The organism is Amycolatopsis sp. cmx-11-51, from assembly GCF_047608665.1.
GTDB lineage: Bacteria > Actinomycetota > Actinomycetes > Mycobacteriales > Pseudonocardiaceae > Amycolatopsis.
On record NZ_JADNQO010000001.1, the window covers coordinates 1,284,718 to 1,300,140 of the forward strand.

Genomic DNA, 15,423 nt, shown 5'->3' on the forward strand with positions numbered 1-15,423 from the left:
GCCGTGACTGCTGCGCGGTCCGTCCTTGTCCTGACACACACGTTCGACCCGACGGCCGACTATGTCGTCGCCGAGTTGAACCGTCGTGAGGTTCCGGTGTTTCGGTGCGACGTCGCGGACTTCCCCGAGAGTATGTCGGTGGGCGCCGAGTTGTCCGGCGCGGCGTGGTCGGGACAGCTACGGACCGCGCAGCGTGCGCTCGACCTCGACGACGTCGCCGGCATCTACTACCGGCGCCCGACGGCCTTCGATCTTCACTCGGAGATGAGCGAGCCCGAACGCAACTGGGCGGCGTCGCAGGCTCGGCTCGGTTTCGGCGGTCTGCTCGCCGCGGTCGAGCCCTGGCTCAACCATCCTCACCAGATCGGCCTAGCCGAATACAAGCCCGTTCAGCTTCGTGCCGCTGCGCGGTGCGGGCTGCGCGTACCGCGAACCCTCGTCACCAACGATCCGAAGCAAGCGCGGCGGTTCGTCGAAGAACTCGGCGACGTGGTGAGCAAGCCGTTTACCAGCCGCGGAGTTTCTGACGCCGAGGGTTACCGGGTTCCCTACGCGTGCAAGGTGACTGCCGAACAATGCGATAACGAGAACATCGCCCGAACCATGCACATGTTCCAACAATGGGTGCCGAAACACTACGAGGTGCGGCTAACCGTCGTTGACGACGAATTTTTTGCCGCACGAATCGATGCGGCAACGGCCGAGGCCGCCGAGGATTGGCGTACCGACTACGCGGCCTTGAGTTACTCGGTGATCGAGACACCGAACTTCGTGCGTAGTCGCGCGCGATCCCTGCTTGACCTGCTCGGCCTCCGGTTCGGCGCGTTGGATTTCGTGGTCACTCCGGCTGGCGACTGGTCCTTTTTGGAATGCAACCCCAACGGTCAATGGGCATGGATTGAAGACGAGACAAGTATGCCCATCGCGGCCGCGCTCGCGGATGCCTTAGAAGGAAGAGGAAAAACTCTTGACCGACAGTAAAGAACATCGAGTGCGCTTCGTGGCGCAACTCGTCGAGTCGGGCGCGCTCGATGATCCGGCGTGGCGAAACGTGTTCGCACAGGTGCCACGGCACGAATTCGTGCCGTACTACTTCGAGTCGCGTCGCGACCGGCCAGGCTGGACGCTGGTCGAGGAACCGGCCGACGAGTGGCTCGCCGGCGTCTACGGCGTCGATCACCTGGTCACGCAGGTGGGAGGCGACGACAAGAACGTCGATGCGGCCAGGCGCGGCGAACGTGTCGAGGGGCCGCCTACCTCGTCGAGCAGTGCCCCCGGCCTGATGGCTCGCATGTTGCGGGCGCTCAACCTGGACGGCCGCGAGCAGGTTCTCGAGATCGGCACCGGCACGGGATACAACGCGGCGTTGCTCTGCGAGCGGTTGGGCTCGGACCGAGTAACGACAGTCGATGTCGACGAGGGCCTCGTCGACCACGCGCGCGAACGGCTCTCGGCCCTTGGCTACAAGCCGGGGGCTGTCGCCGCTGATGGCTCGAAGGGAGTGCCCGACGGGGCACCGTACGACCGAGTGATCGCTACCGTTGGACTTCGATCGGTCCCGCAAGCGTGGATCGAGCAGACTCGAACCGGCGGCATGATCGTCGTTCCGCTCGACCGACTCGGCCGGGGCGGGTTGCTCGCGCGGCTGACCGTGCACTCGGATCACAGCGCGGAAGGCTTCTTCTTACCGAACTACGGCGGCTTCATGCCGGTCCGCGTGAACCAGGCCGCGCCCGCGCAGCAAGCCCTACGCGAGGTCGGACCGGAGGAGGGCGAGAGCAAGGCGAGCCCGTTGCCGGTCGACCTGGTCACCGACTCCGCCCACCCCTTCGAGTTCTTCGGCGCGCTCACGATCCCCGGCGATGGCTGGGAATCTGTCGGATTCACACCCAGCGGTGGCGGCCTGCCCGAAACATGGCTGGCTCAGAACGATGGGTCCTGGGTGCGCCACGTGACCACCGAGGACAGCGTGCATATGGTGCGGCAAGGCGGTCCCCGGCGGCTCTGGGATGAGGTCGAGAAGGCGCACGCCGAGTGGACTGAACTGGGACAGCCGGAACGCGCCCGGTTCGGCCTCACCGTGTCTCGCGGGCATCACGTGGCCTGGCTCGACGAGCCGCACGGGCCGCACAACTGGACTCTTGCGACGTAGCAAATGAGGCGCAGTCACCCCGGAACAATCTCGAAACTGAGGATAAGCCGTGATGTGTTCTACAGATTCGCCTGATCCCCCGCAGGAGACCAAAGCCCCCGCGCCCGCCGTATCGCCGGGTGAAGCGGCACAGGTGGCCTCCGACTGTCTAGCCGAAGTGGGTTCGTCGCTTGCGGAGACGGCCGAGCGTCTGCGTGAGGCGATTGAGGCCGGTACTGTGCCGCCCAAGGCAGCGGCGAGGATGATCTCGCGCCTGGAAGAAGCCGCGGTCAAGGCGTCCGAGGTGCCGATGTCGCCGCAGGGGTGACCGCGCTCATAGGTAGGACTACTCGGGTAGGCGTGAGTACAACGCCGCTACCTGCTGCTCTCCCCTGGTTTTGATCGCTTGGGTTGTTGAACCGGTCTGTTCTGCTCCCGTAGTGTGATCGCTTGACTACCAGGGCAGGGGAGGGCTCATGGCTGGCTATGACGTGGTGATCGAGAAAGTCAGAGGGACCGGGCAAGCGGCTACGCGGGTCGCGGACGGTCTGCGTGGGGCGAAGTGCTCGGCGACGGTGCCGGTTGGTGACGCTGGTATGCCGGGAGCGCGATGTGTGGGCAAGCTCGCCGAGGTCAAGCAGGTATTGCAGGATCGTGAGCAGGGGTATGAGCGGCGTCTCGACGCGCACGCGTCGAGCATGGCGAAGGCCGCCGATCTCTACAGCAGTCGCGAGGACGCCGCGACAGCGGATCTGTCTATCCCGGTGCAGTCCACGGGCGGGCGGAAGCCGGTCTGATGGTCACTTGGGCTGAGGTCACTCGATGGGATTCCGCTCCCCTGCAAGGCGCGGTCGGTGAGGTCAACGCCGCGTACAACAAGGTCGTCGCGTGCTCGGACGACCTGCGCGGTATCAACACAGCCGACGGCTGGCACGGCGAGGCCGCCGGCGCGGCCGCGAACGAGGTCAATCAGGTCATCGACGGCCTGGAGGAGTACGCCGCCGAGGTCGCCTCGCTGCGTCGTAGCGCGGGGGACGTTGGGGACGCGATCAGCGGTGTCATGAACGGTGTCAAGGAGGTCGAGGGTCTCGCCCGCGCGCACCACTTCACCATCGGCGGTGACGGGGCCGTCAACGACAACGGGCCGCCCCCGGACACCCCAGAGGATCAGAAAGAAGCCGTCGCCCGCGAACGGGCGACGATCGCGGCGGAACTACGCGATCGCGTCTCCGAAGTCCTCAAGAGCGCGACCGACATCGATGACGACTTCTGTCTCGTGCTCGACCGGATCGTGTCCGGACAGACCATCGACGCGACCGGCAACGACAACGAGAACACCTCACTTGCTGCGGCCGGTAACTCCGGTGCCGCCATGGGATCACTCAGCATCCCCGCGCCACCGCCCGAGGGAGCCACTCCCGCACAGAACGCCGCCTACTGGGCGACCCTGAGCGAAGCGCAGCGAACCCGGCTGGCCACGGACCGCCCGGAACTCGTCGGACCACGAGACGGCTTCTCCGCGAAGCAACGCGACACCGCCAACCGAATTATCTTCGAGCAGCAACGTGCTGACCTGCAACAACAACGAGCCGAGCTACAGCGGAAGATCAACGAGTTTCCCCGGAACGGCGCAGGCGAGATCAAGCTCAACGACCAGCGGGAGTTCGACGCGCTCAAGTCGCAACTTAGGGATACGGACAAGAGAATTAACGGCATGAACGCCCTTGGAGATCGCCTAAATCAACCGGATGATACGCCGGACGATCAGAAGAACTACCTCCTTGGGATTGACAGCAGTGGCGACGGGAAGGCGATTCTCGCCAAGGGAAATCCCGACACTTCTGAAAATGTTGCTACATACGTGCCAGGGACGACGGCAGACCTTCCCACGTTCGGTGATGAGGCGGGCAGGGCTGAGGCTATGCAGCGTGCCGCTGCAATGTCGGGTTCGCCGTCAACGTCGGTCATCACCTGGCTCGGCTATGATGCGCCGGACGCAATTCCCAATGCGATCAGCGAGGACTACGCGAACGCGGCGGTTAAGCCACTCGACAACTTCCAAGATGGCTTGCGTGAGAGTCATAAAGGATTGCCGTCTCATAACACAATTGTTGGTCACAGTTACGGATCGACAGTAATTGGATATGCGGCGCGTGGCGGAAATGAACTAGCGGTGGACGAATTTATTGCCGTAGGAAGCCCTGGTGTTGGAGTCTACGATGCCAAAAATCTCGGGGTTCCACACGGGCATGTCTGGGCGACGGCGGCAGAGAATGATCCCGTTCCAATTACTGGGGCATTTACCGGGAACCCTACCGACCCCGGGTTCAATGGCAATGTCTTCAAAGCGAATCCTGGCGATTCGTCCCTTGTTGGCTACAACGTTAACGCGCACAGTCAATACTGGGACCCTAACAATCCCGCATTGGTCAATATGGGTGATATCATCGCCGGACATCAACCAACCGTTCGCTAGGGAAGTGTAATGAAACGTCAAGCTGCGATGCACTTTGCCCTTGCGTTGACAGTTGGTGCCCTTCTTGCGTCATGCAGTCAAGGAAGTGAAGGTCGGGACCCGGAAGTGAATACAACCATCACTGCGCAAGCTGCTATTGGGAAGACTGATCAATATATCGAAATGGCACGACAGGCATTGTCTGCCGAGGCGCGGCTGATCAGCCCTTTCAAGCAGGACAGCATTACGTGCACGGACCCTGCAAGTAGCACGGCTAAGGGGCGCGTGATGGTTTCGCATAACTACGAAGTTGCTGGCCTGTCTCCGGGTGACCCCGCGCAGCACTATGCAAAGATCCGAGATTGGTGGGCGAAGAACAGCTTTCGTGTGACGCAAGACAGTCAAAACGGGGGGTATGTACTCGCCGAAAACAGCTCAGATGGATTCACTATGATGCTTCGAGTCAATCAAGGCGGAAAAATCTACCTCGGTGTCAGTTCTCCCTGTGTTTGGCCCAATGGTACGCCAGAACCAAAGAATTAGATCGAGCATTTCGGTGCGTCCCGGAGCTGGTCAGCTAAATGCCAACGCAACAGAGCCCCACTCCCGAGTGATCGGGAGTGGGGCTCTGTTTGCTTTCGCGATAGGGTGATTCGGCGGGCCCCACTACCTCCCTCCCCCTCGGGTGTCGGGACCCGCGTTCAGGTTGTTTAGGTGGTCGCTTGGATGAAGACGTTCACGGGTGATGCGCAGGAGTATTCGATGTGGACTTTGGATGTGCCGCGGGGGATGGGGATGGCTTCGCCTTCTTTGACTTCTGTGCGCCAGTTGACAGGGTCTCCGCCGGTTCCGGCGCCGGGGGTGGGGCTCCAGTTGTAGAGGTGGCCGCCGAAGATCGTGGTTTTGGCGGCGAAGATCAGCTTGACGTTCGCGTCGGGCGGAACGGCGAGAATCTCGTAGCTGCTCGTCATCGCAGGGGGCAGGGTTGGCATGTTGTCCTCCGTCATCAGGATGCGGCCCTTGGTAGCCGGCGGGGGGTTGGTAGAAAGGCGGGCGGCGACGGCCGCGACGCGTGCGTGGGTTGCGTTGATTTCGAAGTGCATTTCGTCGGCGCGGCCGGTGTAGTCGCCGCCCCAGCGCACGACGTTGTCGACCTCGGCGAGAATCCGATGGATCTCGGCTCGCTGCGCTGGGGTGAAGGTGTTTCGGGCGCCGAGGGGATGTCGGGTGGCGTTGAAGTCGACCGCGGTCGCCGACGCATGATTCGACGTGCTGGTGCCGCCGCGGATGGGCCGGTTGGCATAGCCCCAGTCGTCGAGTTCGCCGCGGCTGGATTTCAGGTCGATGTCTTCGACGCGCTTGTCGAACTGGTTGGCGACGTACATCAGGACGTCGCCAGCTGGGCCGTCGGCGACGGTGAGCCGGACAGAGCTGCCCGGGATCGTGCGTGCTCGGCGGGCCGGATCGACCGGCCAGCCGTTCTGTGAAACGGCCATGTGTCACCCCGTTCTGTTGTGTGGGTTGGGTTTCGCAGGGTCGGCGACGGCGTTCTCGACGCGGTCGATCGCATCGCGCAGGCTCACGCCGGAGTTGGGGTGTAGTTCGTGCTCGACCCGGTCGACGCGCTCGACCAGGCCGCGGACGTCGTCGCGCGTGGCGGCGCCGTCGGTTTCGATAGCGGATATGCGTTCCATGACGCCGGGGCGCGCGGAGACGCCGTCACGTTCGGGCTCGCCGAACCAGTCGTCGGCGAAGTGCACGAGCCGGCGTAAACCGCGGCCAGCGTTGCGGGCCGCGGTCCAGATTCGACGAATGATCAGGTAGGCGGCCGCGGTGACACCGACTGTCCCGGCGATGTCGAGCGCGCCGAGATCGGCGAGATTCACGGGCTGGTTTCCTTGAGGTAAAAGGGTATGTCGGCATGGCCGTGTGCACGGCTGGTCATGCTGTGGCGGCTATTGCAGGTAGCAGGAGAGGACTTGGCAGGCGATCGCACCGGCGCCCGACGCGGACGCGGTCACGGTGACTTTCACCCAGTCTTGGCCGACGAAGTCCTTGACGCTGAACCGTCCTTGGCGGCCGCCTGTCGCGCCGGAATTCACGTTCCACGAACCGACTTCGGTGTTGGCGAACTTCAGGCGATAGGTGACGTTGGGCGTCGCGACCGACCGGCCCCACACGCCCTCGATCGTGACCCACGGGTGTGAGACGGACGCGCGGCCTTCCCACAGAACGGTTTCACCCGACAGACGCGCGGTATCGATATCCATATAGTCGAACGTTTCACCGAGACCGGGATCGGTGGTGTAGGTGTGGGTGGTGAACTTCGGGTAGAGCGCGATAGGTAGCCACGGCCGGGCGAGCCCGGCACCGACCTCGGCGCTGTCGGACATGATGATGCGGCCGGTGCCATCGGTGAGCGCCCAGAACTGGCCGTCGAAGTTCGGTGCCTTGTAGGTGTAGAGCACGGGGGCGCCGCCTTCGCGGCGAATGCGGATGATCTGGTCACCGGCGGGACTCGGTCCGATGTAGAGGATCTGTACGCCGTCGGAGTCGGTCATCTTGATGTAGCTGTCGTCGACGAGGGTCAAGCCGCCGCGGGAGATGATCGCGGAGGACAGCCCGACTTTCTTGCGGACCGCAGAGAGTTCGCGTTCGAGTTTGATAACGCGGTCGATGAGGTTTGACGGTTGGTTGACCTGCATCAGGCGGCGTCCTCAATGAGCGGGCTCATGGTGATGTCGACGGTTTCGGTGGTTTCGCCGGGCGTGTACTGCGCGTCGACGATCCGCATCGCGGTGTCGAGGCCCTGGCGCATGAAGTTGTCGCGGATGACGACTCGGACGTCGTCGCCGGTGTCCCAGTCCCCGACGTAGGGCGCGGCGTCGCCCCGGACGGTGAGGGCGGGGAGCACGACGGGCAGGCGGGCGACGAGCTGGTCAGCGGCCGCGTGCCCGCGCAGGGTGTCGGCGTCTGACACGCTGGTGTAGCCCTGCTCGGTTTCCAGCAGTGGCCAGCGTCGCGCGTACTTGCCCCGGTCCTCGGTGACGGCGATCGGGGTTCCCTCGGCCATGCCGTCACCGGTCGCGAACGTGCGGGTGGCCATTCGCGTAGCGTCGGACGGCCACACATAGTTGATGATGTTGCCGCCGGTTTCCCAGACATGCGCGGTGCCGGTCTGGCCGAGTCGAGGGGTGCCTACGCGCATGATCCGGCGCACGCGACCGGCGGTGCCTGCGGTGACGCCGAACATGATGTCGGGGCCGTCGAGCACGCTGGAGAGTTGCCGCAGGGCCTCGCCGGTGTCTTTCAGCTCGTGTCCGGGGTACTCGCGGTCGCGGTAGAGGAACGAGGCGGTGTCGTCGAATTCGACGCCAATGTCGCCGCCGGTGTGCGACTGCGCCAGCCGTACGAGGTCGCGCGCTATGTGGTTCTGCTCGGCGTCGTTGTAGGCGGTGGTGAGGCGGGCGACCTGGTCGACGGCGACGGTGTCCGGTAGCGGCGGGAGAACCTTGCGGTGATCGAAATATGACCACCAGTCGGCACCTTGGATCTCGACTTTGTGTGCGCTGCTGTCGTATTTGCGGGTCCAGATCAACCCGCCCCACATCGGTCGGCCGTCGCGCACGATGTAGAGCGCGCGCCGGGCGGGCATGGTTAGCTCGTACGGATCGCGGTTAGTCGTCGACGGATGCCTCGAGAGATCCCACGTTCCGGAGAACTTCCCGGCATCGTTCAACGGCTTGTTGTATTTGACGCCGGTCAGGGGTAGTTCGTCGAGCACGCGCCCGGTGCGTAGGTCGGCGATGAGGTAGACGTAGGTGGGCAGTGAGGCCACGGTGCCCCCTTCTACGGTCCGGTACCGATGTCCTCGACGACTAGGGCCCGCCGGTCACCGCCGCCCTCGAGTAGCAGCGTCGGCGTGCCGGTGCTGTTGGCTGTCGCGGTGACGCCGAACGTGCGGGTTTCGGTGGTCGTGGCGGTGTAGGTGTTGGACACCTGGAGTGGCTGATACGTCCCGGGGTTCACCAGCAGGTTGAAACTCCGTAGGGCAGTGCTGTTCGTGGTGATCGAGTTGCCGGACGCGTGGCGAATCCATCCGCTGCTGTTTGGCGGGCCGAGCGCGGTCGCGGCGTAGTTCGCGTTCCACTCCACCCGGTACTTGCGGCCGGCGACCACCTTCACCGTGACCGACTCGAGTACGACGTGCGCGGTCACGTTGTCCGGGCTGCCGCGCTTCACCTCGCCGACGAGGCCGCGAGGAAGTGAGCTGCCGAGGTACTCGAGCCAGCCGAGCGCGGAGTCGTAGCGATACAACACTCCGTTGTCGAGCCGGATCACGAACTGACCCGGGTACGGCGCGGCGATGGCGTCGCGTTCGTTCGCGTCGCGGACGGGCAGGATGCCACCGGCGGCGACGAGCCGGCCTGGGCGAAGGTCGTCGATCATGGCGTCGGTGACCGCGGTCGCGCCGGCCGTGACGCGTACCCGCGCCAACGTGAAGTAGTCGTCTGAGCCGCTCGGAATCGGGTCGCGTGGGGTGGCCGAGGCTTTGCCGCGCGAGATCCGGACGTCGAACTTTGTCGCGGTGTCGAGGTAGAACTCGTCGGATTGCTGAGCGAGGACCAGGTCGTATCGGTCGTTCGCCGGATCGGCGGGGACGGCCAGGATGTCGAGCGTCTTCGGTGAATCGAGCGTCGCCAGGTAGGAGCCGAGCCCGCGGGTGGCGCGTATCGCGCCCTGAAACGCTTCGACGATCACCGACCCGGTCGCGGTCGGCGTGCTCTGGTGAACCTTTCCGGGGTCTCCAGGGCCGACGCGGATGCCGTTACGGGCGGACACGGCGGATGTGCCTGGGGTGAGCAGGGCGGACACGGCTAGGCGCGCGTCTTCGGTGGTGATGAGTGGGCGTTCGGTGGACCCGACGGCCCATGAGTTGCGCTCGGGCATAACTGAACCTCCTTGCTCACATGGCGGTGTTGTGGACGGCCACCGACAGAAGCGCGTCGGAACTCGTTGCGGTAGAAGCGAAAACAGCCTGAGTCGACACGCCAGGTGGGAAGCTGAACCACCCGCGGGTGAAGAGCCGGTCGGACGCCGAGACACCACTGTCGGCGAACAGCACGGTTCGGGCGAGCGTGTCGACCTCGACGGATTGACCGGCCGGGATCGTCCAATCCGGGTCGAACTCGAGGGCCTGCCCGGTATCGCGCCGTGTGATGGACGGGCCACGGACAGGACCGGTAATGCGCCAGAGCGGCCACGCCTCGGCGCTGCCGGCGTTGGTCCAGGTGATGACACCGCCGCGAACGGCGGCGCCGAACGGCATCGGGAACGCCACCGGAAACCCGAGGCCACCCGTGCCGACGGCGCCGAGCGGAGTCGACGCCGTATACGCGGGAAGCTCGAGCAACCGCGGGTCGGTCGCGACCCATTGCAGCGCTCCGGCGACATACCCGACGTCGAACGAGAGCCCAGTCGGGACCTGCCGTCGGGTACATCTGGCGGTGACCATCCAGCGCTGCCCGTGCAACCGGATCACGAGCGGTTCCTCGTCGGGGTTCTCGGCCGGCGTGGTGACCCCGCGCAGCAGGTCGACCGCGGCCGTGTATTGCTCGCGCGTGGCGCGCCGAGCCGAGATCACGAACGAGTAGGAGATCGTGCGCGACTGCGCGAGTAACTGCCCCGGAAACGCGCCGTGTTGTCCGGGCCGGTCGACGTCGCCGCCGCGCATCTGCGGCAGGTCGAGCCATCCCTCGAGGGCGCGCCACCCGTATGCCGTACCGGCGCCGAGCAGGATGCCGCGCCACTCGAGTTGTCCGTCGCGGGTGATCAGGTCTCCGGCCGCCACTACCCACCCCCTCGGCTCAACCAGTCCAGCTCGCCGGCGATGTCGGCCGGCGACTGCGCCGGCGTCGCGTGGAACTGGTCAATGTGGACGGTCGCGCGGCTCCCGGTCGTCGAGTACGCGCCGGCCGCACCAGCGGCGCCGGTGCCGGGCGTTCCGGCGAATGCGAGCGCTGGCGTGGTCAAGCCGGCCGCCATCGTGTCCGACACGCGGGTCGCGAGATCGGACGCCGAGCGCAGCGCGACGCCGGCCGCCTTGTCGATACCGCCGGCCAGACCGGGCGGAATCCACTTGCCGATACCGGCGAACACGGTCGACGGGGAGTTGATCCCGAGAATGTCCTTAGCCCACCCAGGAAGCAGATCCCCGAAGAAGGCGAGCACCTTGTCTTTGAGCCACCCTGCGGCGTTCTGGATTCCGCGCCACAAACCGGAAAGCAGGTCCTTACCCGCGTTGAGCAGCAGAGAACCAAAGTCACCGAGCGCGCCGAGCACCCGCCCCGGTAAGCCCGCAAGCCAGTTCGCCAGCTCGAGGGCTTTGCCGATCGCGGCGTCTTTCACGCGGCCGAACCATTCGCCGACTTTGCCCGGCAGCGACGCGAACCAGCCGACGGCGTCCAGGACCCAGTTCACCGCGGTCTCGACCGCGGCCACGATGGTGTCCCAATGCTTGATGATCAGACCGGGCAAGCTCCAGTTGAGGAACAGCTCGACCATGAAGTCGACCGCGCCGGAGATCAGATTGCCGATCCAGTCGAGCGCCGCGCCGATCGCGGAGGTGATCGTGTCCCAGTTCGAGATGATCAGCACCGCGAGCAGCGCGACCGCGGTAGCGATCAGAAAGAACGGGTTCGTCATCATCGCCAGCCGGAGGGCGTTGAAAACCGTGGTCGCCGTGCGGAACGCGGTCGAGAGGCCACCGACAAGCGTCGTGAGCGGACCAGCGGCCACGGCGACAGTGGCAAGCCCGATCGCCAACGGGCCGAGCCACGTCATGTTGTCGGACAGGAAACCGGCCAGCATCGCCAGAAGCGGGCCAGCGACCTGAAGCGCCGCGGCCAGAACGGTACCGATCTGGCTCGCCAGCGTGGCCAGACCAGGAGCCAGGGCGACGACGGCCGGCTCGAGCGACGTCACGGCCGAGGCCAGTCCGCCCGCCAAGCTCTGCGCGACCGCGGCGACCACCGGTGCCAGGGCGGCGAGCACACTGCCCAGCGGGGCGACGGCGGGTGCCAGCGAAGCGAGCGCGGCGCCGAGCTGCGGGCCGAGCGTGGCTATCGCCGGGCCGACGTCGGACACCAGAACGCGCCCGATCTCGGCGAAAACCGGGGCCAAGCCCCGGGCGGCCGCGGCGATGCCGCCGAAAACCTGTTGTAGCAGGGTGGCGCCCTGCGCGGAGTTCAGGAAGTCCCGCACGGCGCCGGTCGCCTGCACGAGCACGTCGAGCGTCGACACGCCGCTCGTCGACATCGCCGAGAAGACGGCCGAGATGATGCCGCCGACGTTGCCGGCGAGCTGGCCGAGCTGCTGTAGCGCGTTGAGCCCGTTGCGCATCCACGTCTCGAGCTGCTCGGACTCGCGCGCCGCGGCGATGAATGCGGCGAACCGCTCGGCGGCCGAGCCGGCGCCGGTGGTGAGGTCGGCGAACACGGACGAGCCGACGGTCGCCACGTCGCGGAACACCTGCGCGAGTGGCTGCGTGGTCTCGCTCAGGTTGGCGACTGCGGTCGAACTGTTGTCAAAGATCGTCGCCACGTCGCGCCCGGTCTGCGCTTCGCGCAGGAACGCGGCGAGGCCGGCGGCGCCGACGCCGAAACTCGAGGCGACGTCGGTCATGCCGCGCTTGAGAATCGGGAGGTACTGCGCGCCGAGCTGGCGCACCACGTCGCCCATCTCGGAGAACAGCTCTTGCTGCACCGAGCGTTTGACCGCGTCCCACGCCGGCGCCAAGGCGCGCACGGCTTTCGCCGTGTCGCGTGCGGCCGGGGCGAGTTTCGCGGTGGCCTCGGCGAACTTCGCCGGGTCGTCGATCGCCTTCAAGGCGTCGCCGAACCCGGACAACCCGACCTTGAGCGAGGCCAGTGCGGCACCGCCCGCGACCGCGGCGCCCGGCAGGATCAGCAGCGCGCCTGACGCGGTGACGATGCCGCCGCCGAGTACGCCGAGTGCGCTGCCGGCGAGGTTGGCCGCGCCGGCGAGCGCGCCGACCTTGAGCGCGCTCGCGCCCGCGGAGAGCGCCATGTCGCGCGCGGACTTGCCCGCGCGCACGAGTGCGTTGTCGTAGACGTCGGTGTCGCGCGCCGCGGCGGCGAACCGGGCGCGGGCCTGCGCGAGTTTGCCGGCGACGCCCTTGTCGTCGATGCGGAGATACCCGACAAGCTCGCCGATGGTGAGCGCCACGCGACCACCCCCGCCCGCTGCTTGTCAGGGGCGGGGGCGGTCAGCCTCCGCGTATAGAGCTCGGCGTAGCCGGCTCGCGTCGGTGGAGAACAGACCGGCGATGCGGATGCGTAGCCAGCGCCACGAGCGGGCGCGCAGTAGGCCGGGCGTCTCGAGGTCGACGCCGTAGATTTCGTGCAGGTCTAGCTCGACGAGCGACCAGCGCTCGAGGATTTGCCGCCACTGGGGGCCGGTGCCGGTGCCGTCTTCCGTGTCCGGGTCGTACCACTCCCGGATGCCCGTTGCGGGGTCGATCGGGCCGCCGCGCGACGGCTCGCCCGATTCCCCGCCGAGGCTTCCGGGCGGCCGCCGGCGTTCCAGTACGCCTCGGCGGCCTCCGGGCTCTGGGTGTGGTGCAGAAACGCCGTCATGCCGGCGACCTTGAACCGCGGCCACGCGACACCGTCGGCGACCAGCTCGTCGTAGACCGTGCCGAGCGCCTTGCGGTACATGTCGATTTCCTGCGCGTCCGACAGCAACTCGCCGCCCGGCTCTGGCACCGACAGCTCGCCGGCGTCGGGGTCGTCCTCGTGCGCCTTGACCGCGGCCGCCACTCCGAACATCCAGTCGTGAAGCCGCTGCAATCGCAGACCGGTCTCGGCGTCGACCGGCGGCACCGTGTAGACCGTGCCGCCGATGGGCAGCTCGAGCCCGCCGTCGAGCAGGTCGTCGAGATCCCGATACGCCATCACTTGCCCCCGCTCGTCGTCGCGGTCGCTGCGGCGCCGCCGGCCGGCGGTGTGGTCACCGGGTTGGCGATCTCGAGCGGCTCGCCCTGGCCCAGCAACGTGAAGTTGAACGGCTCGAGGTCGGTCGTCTCGCCGCCCTTTGTGAACTCGGATACCTGCGCGTATCCCTCGGAGGCGTCCGGCGAGCCGTCTCGGCGGTACCACCGCACATGCACGTCGGCCGAGAAACCGACCTTGCGCGCGGCCTTGCGGATGAACTCCTGCCCGGGGTCGGGCGTGTAGGACGTTGCCGCGGTATCCCGCTTGCGCTTGCCCTCGGCCTCGACCTTCCATTTCCGCTGAGTGATGACGTCCGCGCCCCAACCGGGCGCGTCGTTGGTCGAGTCGTCCTCGGTGTTGTCGTCGGTGCTCTCCGAGAAGTTCGACAGGCCACGGACCGGTGTCCACTGCGGGGCAGTGGCACCGCTCGCGGCCGTGTCGACCTCGAGTGACCAGTCACTCGCGAGCATTGAACGTAGAGCCATTTCCTTTCCATACCTCCGGTTTCGAATCGAGACCTTCAAGTGGAACGCCAAGTTCGAGGCGAATCTCCTGAACCAAATTTCCGTTCAGTCGACCTATGAAGCTGCGACGCTCGATTAGTTCTTCTGTGAGGGTGGCGTCATCGGCTTTGCTTTTCCAGTCGGCGATAGCGGCCAGTAGGACCTCTGCGTGCTGATGTATTTCGGAAAGAATTTTGTTAGTCTGCTCCGAGCACAGGATAATCCCGCGCTGGCGTATAGAGAAAAAAGTGACCTCGAGTGCTTCCAGTTGTTCGTGAAGCTCGTTCGGTGGCCGCGGTGACCTGATAAATGCGGATAGTGACCGCATGATCTCGCTCGTTGCTTTTGTGATTTCTAGGTATTGTTCCAGTCGCTTATCGCGCCAGTGTTTACGCTCCTCTTGTCTTGCTTCCTTACTGGTTCGCCGCTCTTCTCGCCAGGAATTTACCAATTGCCCTGCGACAATGCCTGCGATGCCTAGTGCGGCAACAACAATTGGAACCCATACCGATACTTGGCCAGTCTGCATACCTTCACCGTAGTTGTTCATCCTCTGTATTTGGTGGGATGATGTGCTCGAATCCGGTAGGTGTCGGTGTGCACGTAGCGGCCGTTCTGGTCGGTGCCGCTGGGGTTCGAGGTCTCGCGGGTGACCAGGTGTACGCCGAGCCCGAGTTGCTGCTCGCCTGCGCCGGCGAGCGCGTCGAATGCGGCGTCGACGAGGTCGAACAGTTCGCGCGGGTCCTGGCCGGCGGAGCGGAAGCGGATGCGCAGGCCGAACTCGGCGTCGGCGTCGGTGTCGTGGGTGAGCGGGTAGAGCAGCAGGGCGACCGCGCGCGGCGGGTCGGCCGGCAGGCCGCCGAACACGATGCCGGTCTCGGCGGCCGCGTAGCCGGCGTCAGGTCGGTAGATCCCGACGCCGGCCGCGGCAAGGTGGCGGGCGATGAGGTCGCCTAGCTCGACAACGAACCTCACGAGCGGGTGGCCTTCCGGATCTGTGCGGCGATGACCTGCCGGGCGACGTCGATCTCGTCGTCGAGCGCGGTCTCGAGGTACTTCGCTTCACCGTCTTCGTGGTGCCAGGTGGTTTCTTCGTGTTGGCGCACGGCGTACTCGGTGTCGAAGGAGACGGCGCCGGTGAGCCCGTCGGTGGTCGCCGTACCGGTGTTGCGAAGCGCACCGGTGTCCTTGGGCGCCCGGTTCACGGCAACGCTGCGGACGTGCTCGGCGGCGAGCTTGACGCCCTTCTCGGCGCCGCGAGTGAAGTCCTCGAGGACATGGTCGCCGTTCCAATGAAACTCGGTCTTGAGGCGCACGGCG

At 65.8% G+C, this 15,423-nt stretch carries 18 protein-coding genes; 6 read left to right on the forward strand and 12 right to left on the reverse strand.

The window, feature by feature from the left end; all coding sequences use genetic code 11:
• Positions 1-3: 3 nt before the first annotated feature.
• The 6 genes from tgmB to ACM6LU_RS06440 all read left to right on the forward strand — a co-directional run bounded on the left by tgmB (position 4) and on the right by ACM6LU_RS06440 (position 5,129).
• Complete coding sequence (gene tgmB / locus ACM6LU_RS06415) at positions 4-981, forward strand: ATP-grasp ribosomal peptide maturase (protein ID WP_414936604.1); 978 nt, start codon at positions 4-6, stop codon at positions 979-981.
• Positions 968-2,152 carry an ATP-grasp peptide maturase system methyltransferase gene (tgmC, locus tag ACM6LU_RS06420; protein ID WP_414936605.1) on the forward strand — a complete coding sequence of 395 codons (1,185 nt, stop codon included), beginning with the start codon at positions 968-970 and terminating at the stop codon, positions 2,150-2,152. The genes tgmB and tgmC overlap by 14 nt, the downstream gene beginning before the upstream one ends.
• Positions 2,153-2,309: 157 nt before the next feature.
• Positions 2,310-2,459: a hypothetical protein gene (locus tag ACM6LU_RS06425; RefSeq protein WP_414936606.1), complete on the forward strand. Its 150-nt coding sequence runs from the start codon at positions 2,310-2,312 to the stop codon at positions 2,457-2,459.
• A 148-nt stretch (positions 2,460-2,607) separates the two neighbouring features.
• Positions 2,608-2,928, forward strand: coding sequence for a hypothetical protein (locus ACM6LU_RS06430; RefSeq protein WP_414936607.1), 321 nt, complete (start codon positions 2,608-2,610; stop codon positions 2,926-2,928).
• Positions 2,928-4,607, forward strand: a complete 1,680-nt coding sequence (locus ACM6LU_RS06435; RefSeq protein WP_414936608.1) for an alpha/beta hydrolase — start codon at positions 2,928-2,930, stop codon at positions 4,605-4,607. Before ACM6LU_RS06430 ends, ACM6LU_RS06435 begins: the two co-directional genes overlap by 1 nt.
• 9 nt (positions 4,608-4,616) lie before the next feature.
• The gene (locus tag ACM6LU_RS06440) at positions 4,617-5,129 is read left to right on the forward strand and encodes a hypothetical protein (protein WP_414936609.1); all 513 of its coding nucleotides are present in this window, start codon (positions 4,617-4,619) and stop codon (positions 5,127-5,129) included.
• Positions 5,130-5,296: 167 nt separating this feature from the next.
• Here ACM6LU_RS06440 and ACM6LU_RS06445 read toward each other — a convergent pair whose 3' ends face one another.
• The 12 genes from ACM6LU_RS06445 to ACM6LU_RS06500 all read right to left on the reverse strand — a co-directional run bounded on the left by ACM6LU_RS06445 (position 5,297) and on the right by ACM6LU_RS06500 (position 15,419).
• Positions 5,297-6,082: a M15 family metallopeptidase gene (locus ACM6LU_RS06445; RefSeq protein WP_414936610.1), complete on the reverse strand. Its 786-nt coding sequence runs from the start codon at positions 6,080-6,082 to the stop codon at positions 5,297-5,299.
• Positions 6,083-6,085: 3 nt separating this feature from the next.
• Positions 6,086-6,472, reverse strand: a complete 387-nt coding sequence (locus ACM6LU_RS06450) for a hypothetical protein (RefSeq protein ID WP_414936611.1) — start codon at positions 6,470-6,472, stop codon at positions 6,086-6,088.
• 69 nt (positions 6,473-6,541) lie between these two features.
• Positions 6,542-7,291 (reverse strand): hypothetical protein, encoded by a 750-nt coding sequence (locus ACM6LU_RS06455; RefSeq protein WP_414936612.1) that lies wholly within the window; start codon positions 7,289-7,291, stop codon positions 6,542-6,544.
• The gene (locus ACM6LU_RS06460; RefSeq protein ID WP_414936613.1) at positions 7,291-8,424 is read right to left on the reverse strand and encodes a hypothetical protein; all 1,134 of its coding nucleotides are present in this window, start codon (positions 8,422-8,424) and stop codon (positions 7,291-7,293) included. Before ACM6LU_RS06460 ends, ACM6LU_RS06455 begins: the two co-directional genes overlap by 1 nt.
• Positions 8,425-8,435: 11 nt before the next feature.
• On the reverse strand, positions 8,436-9,536 hold the full coding sequence (locus ACM6LU_RS06465) for a hypothetical protein (protein WP_414936614.1): 1,101 nt from the start codon (positions 9,534-9,536) through the stop codon (positions 8,436-8,438).
• Between the two features lie 16 nt (positions 9,537-9,552).
• Positions 9,553-10,437, reverse strand: coding sequence for a hypothetical protein (locus tag ACM6LU_RS06470; RefSeq protein ID WP_414936615.1), 885 nt, complete (start codon positions 10,435-10,437; stop codon positions 9,553-9,555).
• Positions 10,437-12,833 (reverse strand): phage tail protein, encoded by a 2,397-nt coding sequence (locus ACM6LU_RS06475; RefSeq protein ID WP_414936616.1) that lies wholly within the window; start codon positions 12,831-12,833, stop codon positions 10,437-10,439. The genes ACM6LU_RS06470 and ACM6LU_RS06475 overlap by 1 nt, the downstream gene beginning before the upstream one ends.
• A gap of 182 nt (positions 12,834-13,015) precedes the next feature.
• The gene (locus tag ACM6LU_RS06480; protein WP_414936617.1) at positions 13,016-13,561 is read right to left on the reverse strand and encodes a hypothetical protein; all 546 of its coding nucleotides are present in this window, start codon (positions 13,559-13,561) and stop codon (positions 13,016-13,018) included.
• A complete protein-coding gene (locus ACM6LU_RS06485; protein WP_414936618.1) occupies positions 13,561-14,085 on the reverse strand; it encodes a phage tail tube protein in 525 nt (174 codons plus the stop codon). Before ACM6LU_RS06485 ends, ACM6LU_RS06480 begins: the two co-directional genes overlap by 1 nt.
• Positions 14,057-14,653: a hypothetical protein gene (locus ACM6LU_RS06490; protein WP_414936619.1), complete on the reverse strand. Its 597-nt coding sequence runs from the start codon at positions 14,651-14,653 to the stop codon at positions 14,057-14,059. The genes ACM6LU_RS06485 and ACM6LU_RS06490 overlap by 29 nt, the downstream gene beginning before the upstream one ends.
• A complete protein-coding gene (locus ACM6LU_RS06495) occupies positions 14,650-15,078 on the reverse strand; it encodes a minor capsid protein (protein ID WP_414936620.1) in 429 nt (142 codons plus the stop codon). Before ACM6LU_RS06495 ends, ACM6LU_RS06490 begins: the two co-directional genes overlap by 4 nt.
• Positions 15,075-15,419 (reverse strand): hypothetical protein, encoded by a 345-nt coding sequence (locus ACM6LU_RS06500; protein ID WP_414936621.1) that lies wholly within the window; start codon positions 15,417-15,419, stop codon positions 15,075-15,077. The genes ACM6LU_RS06495 and ACM6LU_RS06500 overlap by 4 nt, the downstream gene beginning before the upstream one ends.
• Positions 15,420-15,423: the final 4 nt, after the last annotated feature.

What these genes read in the sequence shown, in the direction of transcription:
- ACM6LU_RS06480 (WP_414936617.1), bottom strand. Translation starts at nt 13,561, where the DNA reads ATGGCGTATCGGGATCTCGACGACCTGCTCGACGGCGGGCTCGAGCTG.
- ACM6LU_RS06485 (WP_414936618.1), bottom strand. Translation starts at nt 14,085, where the DNA reads ATGGCTCTACGTTCAATGCTCGCGAGTGACTGGTCACTCGAGGTCGAC.
- ACM6LU_RS06435 (WP_414936608.1), top strand. Translation starts at nt 2,928, where the DNA reads ATGGTCACTTGGGCTGAGGTCACTCGATGGGATTCCGCTCCCCTGCAA.
- ACM6LU_RS06445 (WP_414936610.1), bottom strand. Translation starts at nt 6,082, where the DNA reads ATGGCCGTTTCACAGAACGGCTGGCCGGTCGATCCGGCCCGCCGAGCA.
- ACM6LU_RS06440 (WP_414936609.1), top strand. Translation starts at nt 4,617, where the DNA reads ATGAAACGTCAAGCTGCGATGCACTTTGCCCTTGCGTTGACAGTTGGT.
- ACM6LU_RS06465 (WP_414936614.1), bottom strand. Translation starts at nt 9,536, where the DNA reads ATGCCCGAGCGCAACTCATGGGCCGTCGGGTCCACCGAACGCCCACTC.
- ACM6LU_RS06430 (WP_414936607.1), top strand. Translation starts at nt 2,608, where the DNA reads ATGGCTGGCTATGACGTGGTGATCGAGAAAGTCAGAGGGACCGGGCAA.
- ACM6LU_RS06490 (WP_414936619.1), bottom strand. Translation starts at nt 14,653, where the DNA reads ATGAACAACTACGGTGAAGGTATGCAGACTGGCCAAGTATCGGTATGG.
- ACM6LU_RS06455 (WP_414936612.1), bottom strand. Translation starts at nt 7,291, where the DNA reads ATGCAGGTCAACCAACCGTCAAACCTCATCGACCGCGTTATCAAACTC.